Here is a 6684-nt window from a genome sequence, read left to right as displayed (position 1 = left end):
AGCCCACCCGCGCAGGGATCAAGCCTGACCGCCCGGAGCGGGTGGGCTCCCCCGGAAACCCCACCCAGGGACAGCTGGAAACCCCACCCAGGGACAGCTGGAAACCCCACCCAGGGACAGCTAGAAACCCCACCCAGGGACAGCTAGGGCAAACCCGAAGACCTCAGACGCCCTTCGGGTGCCACACGGTCTTCGTCTCCAGCAGCGCCGTCATCCGCCCCAGCCCAGGATCGGCCGACCAGTCGTGATCAACCGGCACCGGCCGGAGCACCCGCTTGAGGTTCTCCGCCGCCTTGACCTCCAGGTCAGCGGCCAACTCGGGGTCGGTGACCCCGGTCAGGTCGATCGCGTTGACGTCCATGTGCGCGGCAAGGGTCGGCACGGTCTCCGACAGGCGACCGGTGAGGATGTTGACCACCCCGCCCGGCAGGTCGGAGGTGGCCAGCACCTCGGCCAGGGTCACCGCGGCCAGTGGGGCGGCCGGGGAGGCGGCCACCACCACGGTGTTGCCGGTGACGATCGCCGGGGCGATCACGCTGACCAGACCCAGCAGGGCGGGTGTCTCCGGGGCCACCACCGCCACCACGCCGGTGGGCTCGGGGGCGGACAGGTTGAAGTAGGGCCCGGCGACCGGGTTGGCGCCGCCGTACACCTGGGGCAGTTTGTCGGACCAGCCCGCGTACCAGACCCAGCGGTCCGTCGCGGCGTCGACCTCGTCGGCCGGTACGCCCAGGGCCACGAACTGGTCGCGGCGGCCCTCCAGCATCTCGGCGATGCGGTAGAGGATCTGACCCCGGTTGTACGCGGTCGCGCCGGCCCAGCCCTTCACGGCGGAGCGGGCGGCGACCACGGCGTCCCGCGCGTCCTTGCGGGAGGCCAGCGACACGTTCGCGGATTGCACGAGATACGACCGTCCCGACTCGCTACGCGGGAACTTCCCGCCGATGAAGAGCTTGTACGTCTTGCGTACCGCGACCCGCTCAGACATTGAGGTACGCCTCCAGCCCGTGCCGGCCGCCCTCGCGACCGTAGCCCGACTCCTTGTAGCCGCCGAACGGCGAGGTGGGGTCGAACTTGTTGAACGTGTTGGCCCAGACCACCCCGGCGCGCAGTCGGTCGGCCGTCCACAGGATCCGGGAACCCTTCTCGGTCCAGATCCCGGCCGACAGCCCGTACGGCGTGTTGTTTGCCTTTTCCACGGCCTCGGCCGGGGTGCGGAAGGTGAGTACGGACAGCACCGGGCCGAAGATCTCCTCGCGGGCGATCCGGTGTGCCTGGGTGACCCCGGTGAAGATGGTCGGCGCGAACCAGAAGCCCCGTTCGGGCAGCTCGCACGACGGCGACCACTGCTCGGCGCCCTCGGCCGCTCCGGCCTCGGTCAGTTCCCTGATCCGGGCCAGCTGGGCGGCCGAGTTGATGGCCCCGATGTCGGTGTTCTTGTCCAGCGGGTCACCGACCCGCAGCTGGGCCATCCGGCGCTTGAGCGACTCCAGCACCTGCTCGGCGACGGACTCCTGGACCAGCAGCCGGGAACCGGCGCAGCAGACGTGTCCCTGGTTGAAGAAGATGCCGTTGACGATGCCCTCGACGGCCTGGTCGACCGGGGCGTCGTCGAAGACGATGTTGGCGGCCTTGCCGCCCAGCTCCAGGGTGAGCTTCTTGCGGCTGCCGGCGACCGCGCGGGCGATGGCCCGACCGACGTCGGTGGAGCCGGTGAAGGCGACCTTGTCCACACCGTCGTGCTCGACGAGCGCGCGTCCGGTCTCGCCGGCACCGGTGACGATGTTGACCACGCCGGCCGGCAGTTCGGCCTGCTGGCAGATCTCGGCGAACAGCAACGCGGTCAGCGGGGTGGTCTCGGCCGGCTTGAGCACCACCGTGTTGCCGGCGGCCAGCGCCGGGGCGATCTTCCAGGCCAGCATCAGCAGCGGGAAGTTCCACGGGATGACCTGGGCGGCCACGCCGAGCGGTCGCGGGTTGGCGCCGAAGCCTGCGTGATTCAGCTTGTCGGCCCAGCCGGCGTAGTAGAAGAAGTGCGCGGCGACCAACGGCAGGTCGACGTCGCGGGACTCCTTGATCGGCTTGCCGTTGTCCAGGGACTCCAGCACGGCCAGCTCGCGGGAGCGTTCCTGGATGATCCGGGCGATCCGGTACAGGTACTTGGCCCGGTCCCGGCCCGGCATCGGACCCCAGACCTTCTCGTACGCCTTCCGGGCGGCACGGACCGCGCGGTCCACGTCCTGCGGTCCGCCCTCGGCGACCTCGCTGAGCACCTCCTCGGAGGCCGGGTTGATCGACTTGAAGCTGCCGCCGTCGGCCGGGTCGACGAACGCGCCGTCGATGAACAGGCCGTAGGACGGTTTGATGTCCACCACCGAGCGGGACTCGGGGGCCGGAGCGTATTCGAACATCGCGGTCAGTCCAGGGTGAAGTAGTCGGGGCCGGCGTAGACGCCGGTCGTCAGCTTGGTGCGCTGCATCAGCAGGTCGTTGAGCAGGCTGGATGCGCCGAAACGGAACCAGTCCGGGTTCAGCCAGTCCGGCCCGACGGTCTCGTTGACCATGACCAGGTACTTGATGGCGTCCTTGGTGGTCTTGATGCCGCCGGCCGGCTTCACACCGACCTGCCGGCCGGTGGCGGCGCGGAAGTCGCGGACCGCCTCCAGCATCACCAGGGTCACCGGCAGGGTGGCGGCGACCGGGACCTTGCCGGTGGAGGTCTTGATGAAGTCGCCGCCGGCCAGCATCGCCAGCCAGGAGGCACGACGGACGTTGTCGTACGTGCCGAGTTCGCCGGTCTCCAGGATCACCTTGAGGTGGGCTCGCGGTCGCCCCTGGCGACCGGCATCGTCACCGCCGCAGGCTTCCTTGATCGCGACGATCTCGTCGTAGACCTCGCGGTAGCGGCCGGCCAGGAAGGCACCCCGGTTGATCACCATGTCGATCTCGTCGGCACCGGCCTCGACGGCGGCGCGGGTGTCGGCGAGCTTGACCTCCAGCGGCGCCTGACCGGACGGGAACGCCGTCGCCACGCTGGCCAGGTGCGGGGCGGTGCCGCCCGCCGCCCGCCCGGAACCGCGCAGCACCTCGGCCGCGTACGGGACCATCGAGGGGTAGACGCAGACCGCGCCGACGTGCGGGCAGGACGGGTCGGCCGGGTCGGGGCGCAGCGCCTTGGCGGCGAGCGCCCGCACCTTGCCCGGGGTGTCCGCGCCTTCCAGCGTCGTCAGGTCGACCATCCGGATCGCGAGGTCGATGGCCTGTGCCTTGGCGGTGGTCTTGATGGAGCGGGTGCCGAGTTGGGCCGCCCGCTGCTCGGCGCCGACCTGGTCCACGCCCGGTAGGCCGTGCAGGAAGGTCCGCAGAGCGGTCTCGGATCGTCCCAGCTCGGTGAGTTCCGAGTGGGCCGACGTCGCTGTCGCCGTCATGTCCCGAAGTCTACGCAGACCGATGGTGAGTGATCTTGACCAATGCGCTCCGGTGGTGAGCAGGGTCGCTGGTCGGGCCGGGGGGCCGCGCGCCGCCGTCGGCGGCGGGTAGGTTGAGCGATCGTGGACGTACTCGTCATTGACCACCCGCTCGCCCAGTCCCGGCTGACCGCCATGCGGGACGAACGCACCGATTCCTCCTCGTTTCGGGCAGCACTGCACGAACTCACCACCATGCTGGTGTACGAGGCTGCGCGCTCCTTCCCGATCGAGCGGTACCCGGTGCAGACGCCGGTGACCGCCACCGAAGGCACCCGGCTGGCCAACCCTCCGCTGCTGGTGCCGGTGCTGCGGGCCGGCCTCGGCATGGCCGACGCCGCGCTCGGGCTGCTGCCGGAGTCGTCCATGGGCTTCGTCGGGCTGGCCCGTGACGAAGAGACGTTCGAGCCGCGCGCCTACATGGAGTCGCTGCCCCGGGACCTGAACGGCCTGCCGGTGCTGGTACTCGACCCGATGCTGGCCACCGGCGGCTCGCTGGAGCACTGCTGCCGGCTGCTCGCCGAGCGCGGCTGCACCGACATCACCGTGCTCTGCGTGCTCGCCGCCCCCGAGGGCATCGAGCGCCTCAAGCGCTCCAACCTGCCGCTGCGCCTGGTCACCGCCGCCATCGACCAGGGTCTCAACGGCAGCAAGTTCATCGTCCCCGGCCTGGGCGACGCAGGCGACCGCCAGTTCGGCGGCATGCCCCGCTTCTGACCTGTGCCGTCAACCTCATGATCAACGGGGCGAGGCGGGGTGTCGGGGGCAGGGGTAGGGATAGCGTTCTGAGGCATGACGGGTGTTCCGCTTGCTGAGGAGCTGCTCCTGCTCGCGTACGACGACGAGACCGGCAAGGCGACCATGCCGCGGATCAGCCTCGACCTGGGGATGGCTGCGGCGGCTCTGATCGAGTTGGCCCTGGCCGGACGGATCGCGTACGACGACGGCGCGCTGACGGTGGTCGACCCGACGCCGACCGGTGAGCCGGTCATCGACGACGTGCTCACCCGGATCGCCGCCGACACCCCGCACAGCCCGTCGTCCTGGGTGCAACGGCTGCGCCACGGCCTGCGCGACCGGATCCTCGGTGACCTGTGTGAGCACGGCGTCGTCCGCGATGTCGACGAGACCGAGCTGGGCTTCATCCACGTACACCGCTATCCGGTGCTGGACCGCTCGGTGGAGGCGGACACCCGGCAACGGCTCGCCGCCGCGCTGACCGGAGCGGCACCGGACGAGCGGACCGCGGCGCTGGCGACCCTGGTCGCCGTGCTCCGCATGGAGTCCGCCCTCGGGCTGAGCGGCGAGGCCGCCGAGCAGGCCCATCACCGGCTGGAGGAGATCGCCAGCGGGGCCGGCTTCACCGGCGAGGTCAGCATCGAGGGGTCGGTGGTCCGCCCCTCGGTCGGCCTGGTGGTGGCCGCCCTGGGCCGTGCCGTCCAAGCCGCCCTCGGCCCCCGCCACTGACCTGGTGTTAACAGGGGGCCCTTCCTAGACCGCAGGCGTTAAGAAGGTGCCCTTCCTTACATGCCCAGGGCGTGTGCTGTTTGGGTGCGGAGCGTCGCAACGGCGAGCGCCGCGCGGGAGCGGGCCGCCGCGACGTCGCCGTCCGCGACAGGTTCCACCACCTCCAGGTACGCCTTGAGCTTCGGTTCCGTGCCGGAGGGGCGGATCACCACCCGGGCGGCGTCGGTACGCAGGATCACCACGTCCGCCTCGGGGAGCAGATCCTGTGCCTCGGTGACCGGCTGGCCGAGCAGGGTGGCCGGGGTGGCGGCGCGGATCCGGGCCATCGCGTCGGCGATCAGCCGCAGGTCGTCGACGCGTACGGAGAGTTGGTCGGTGTGGTGCACGCCGAACTCGGCGGCCAACTCGTCAAGCCGGTCGGTGAGCGTACGACCCTGCGCCTTGAGGCCGGCGGCCAACTCGGCGACGGTCAGCGCGGCGGTGATGCCGTCCTTGTCCCGGACGTGCTCGGGGGCCACGCAGTAGCCGAGCGCCTCCTCGTAGCCGAACACCAGCGGTTCGGCTCCGCCACCGGCCCGGACGATCCATTTGAACCCGGTCAACGTCTCGTCGTACGGCAGGCCCCGGGCGGTGCACATGGCCCGCAGCAGCGACGACGACACGATGGTGGTGGCGTACAGGCCGGTCACCCCGCGTCGCATCAGGTGGTCGGCGAGCAGCACCCCCACCTCGTCGCCGCGCAACATCCGCCAACCCTGCTCGCCCCGCACGGCCACGGCGCAGCGGTCGGCGTCGGGGTCGTTGGCGATGGCCAGGTCGGCGCCGGTCGACTCGGCGAGCGCGACCAGCCGGTCCACCGCGCCCGGCTCCTCCGGGTTGGGGAAGCTGACGGTGGGGAAGTCCGGGTCCGGTTCGGCCTGGTCGGGCACCACCCCGGGCACCGGGAACCCGGCGGCGGTGAAGGCGGCGGTGAGCACGGCCGCGCCGACGCCGTGCAGCGGGGTGTACGCCACGTTCAGTTCGCGCGGACCACCCGCCGGTAGCACCTCGACCGCGCGGGCCACGTAACCGGCGACCATCTCGTCACCGAGCACCTGACCGGCCGGGCCGAGCGGCACCTCGGCGAGCGGGCCGACCGCCCGGATGGCGGCCTCGATGCCGGCGTCGGCCGGCGGCACGATCTGTGCCCCGGCACCCAGGGCACCGCCCAGTTCCGCGCCGAGGTAGACCTTGTAGCCGTTGTCCTGTGGCGGGTTGTGGCTGGCCGTGACCATCACCCCGGCCACCGCCCCGAGTTGCCGCACCGCGTAGGCGAGCACCGGGGTGGGCAGCGGTCGGGGGAGCAGCAGGGCGGCGCGTCCCGCCCCGGTGGCCACCTGGGCGGTCCGCTCGGCGAACTGCCGGGAGCCGCGCCGGGCGTCGTACCCGATCACCAGCGGGCCGGTGCCGCCCTGGGCCGCGAGCCAGGCGACAAGCCCGGCGGCGGCCTGGGTGACCACGGCGAGGTTCATGCCGTTCGGGCCGGCGCGCAGCGGGCCACGTAGCCCGGCGGTGCCGAAGGTCAGCGGTCCGGCGAACCGGTCGGCCAACTCCGGCGCGGTGGCGGGAAGACCGTCGAGCACCGCCCGCAGTTCCGCCCGGTCGGCCGGGTCCGGATCGTCGGCGAGCCAACGCTCGGCCCGCTCGCGAATGCTGTCAAGGTCTTCGGTGTCCGCCGCCATTGGCTCTTGATAGCACGACGGCGGATCACC

Annotated in this window: 6 protein-coding genes; 2 read left to right on the top strand and 4 right to left on the bottom strand. The window is 71.5% G+C overall.

Annotation, left to right across the window (positions count from 1 at the left end):
* Window positions 1-163: 163 nt before the first annotated feature.
* The 3 genes from C1A38_RS25660 to deoC are packed head-to-tail and all read right to left on the bottom strand — an operon-like array spanning window position 164 to window position 3427.
* On the bottom strand, window positions 164-988 hold the full coding sequence (locus C1A38_RS25660; protein ID WP_102660281.1) for an aldehyde dehydrogenase family protein: 825 nt from the start codon (window positions 986-988) through the stop codon (window positions 164-166).
* Window positions 981-2411 (bottom strand): aldehyde dehydrogenase family protein, encoded by a 1431-nt coding sequence (locus tag C1A38_RS25655; RefSeq protein WP_102660280.1) that lies wholly within the window; start codon window positions 2409-2411, stop codon window positions 981-983. The genes C1A38_RS25660 and C1A38_RS25655 overlap by 8 nt, the downstream gene beginning before the upstream one ends.
* A gap of 5 nt (window positions 2412-2416) precedes the next feature.
* Entirely contained in the window at window positions 2417-3427 is a 1011-nt protein-coding gene (deoC, locus tag C1A38_RS25650) for a deoxyribose-phosphate aldolase (protein ID WP_102660279.1), read from the bottom strand.
* 123 nt (window positions 3428-3550) lie between these two features.
* Between deoC and upp the strand changes: the two genes are divergently transcribed.
* Together upp and C1A38_RS25640 are read left to right on the top strand one after the other, a co-directional pair.
* The gene (gene upp, locus C1A38_RS25645; protein WP_102660278.1) at window positions 3551-4183 is read left to right on the top strand and encodes a uracil phosphoribosyltransferase; all 633 of its coding nucleotides are present in this window, start codon (window positions 3551-3553) and stop codon (window positions 4181-4183) included.
* A 75-nt stretch (window positions 4184-4258) separates the two neighbouring features.
* The gene (locus C1A38_RS25640; protein ID WP_102660277.1) at window positions 4259-4933 is read left to right on the top strand and encodes a GOLPH3/VPS74 family protein; all 675 of its coding nucleotides are present in this window, start codon (window positions 4259-4261) and stop codon (window positions 4931-4933) included.
* A gap of 56 nt (window positions 4934-4989) precedes the next feature.
* On the opposite strand, the gene C1A38_RS25635 is transcribed toward C1A38_RS25640, so the two are convergent.
* Window positions 4990-6654 carry a phospho-sugar mutase gene (locus C1A38_RS25635; RefSeq protein ID WP_102660276.1) on the bottom strand — a complete coding sequence of 555 codons (1665 nt, stop codon included), beginning with the start codon at window positions 6652-6654 and terminating at the stop codon, window positions 4990-4992.
* Between the last annotated feature and the right edge of the window lie 30 nt (window positions 6655-6684).

The organism is Verrucosispora sp. ts21 (genome assembly GCF_002879555.1).
GTDB lineage: Bacteria > Actinomycetota > Actinomycetes > Mycobacteriales > Micromonosporaceae > Micromonospora > Micromonospora gifhornensis.
This window is presented reverse-complemented; position numbering and strand designations above follow the sequence as displayed.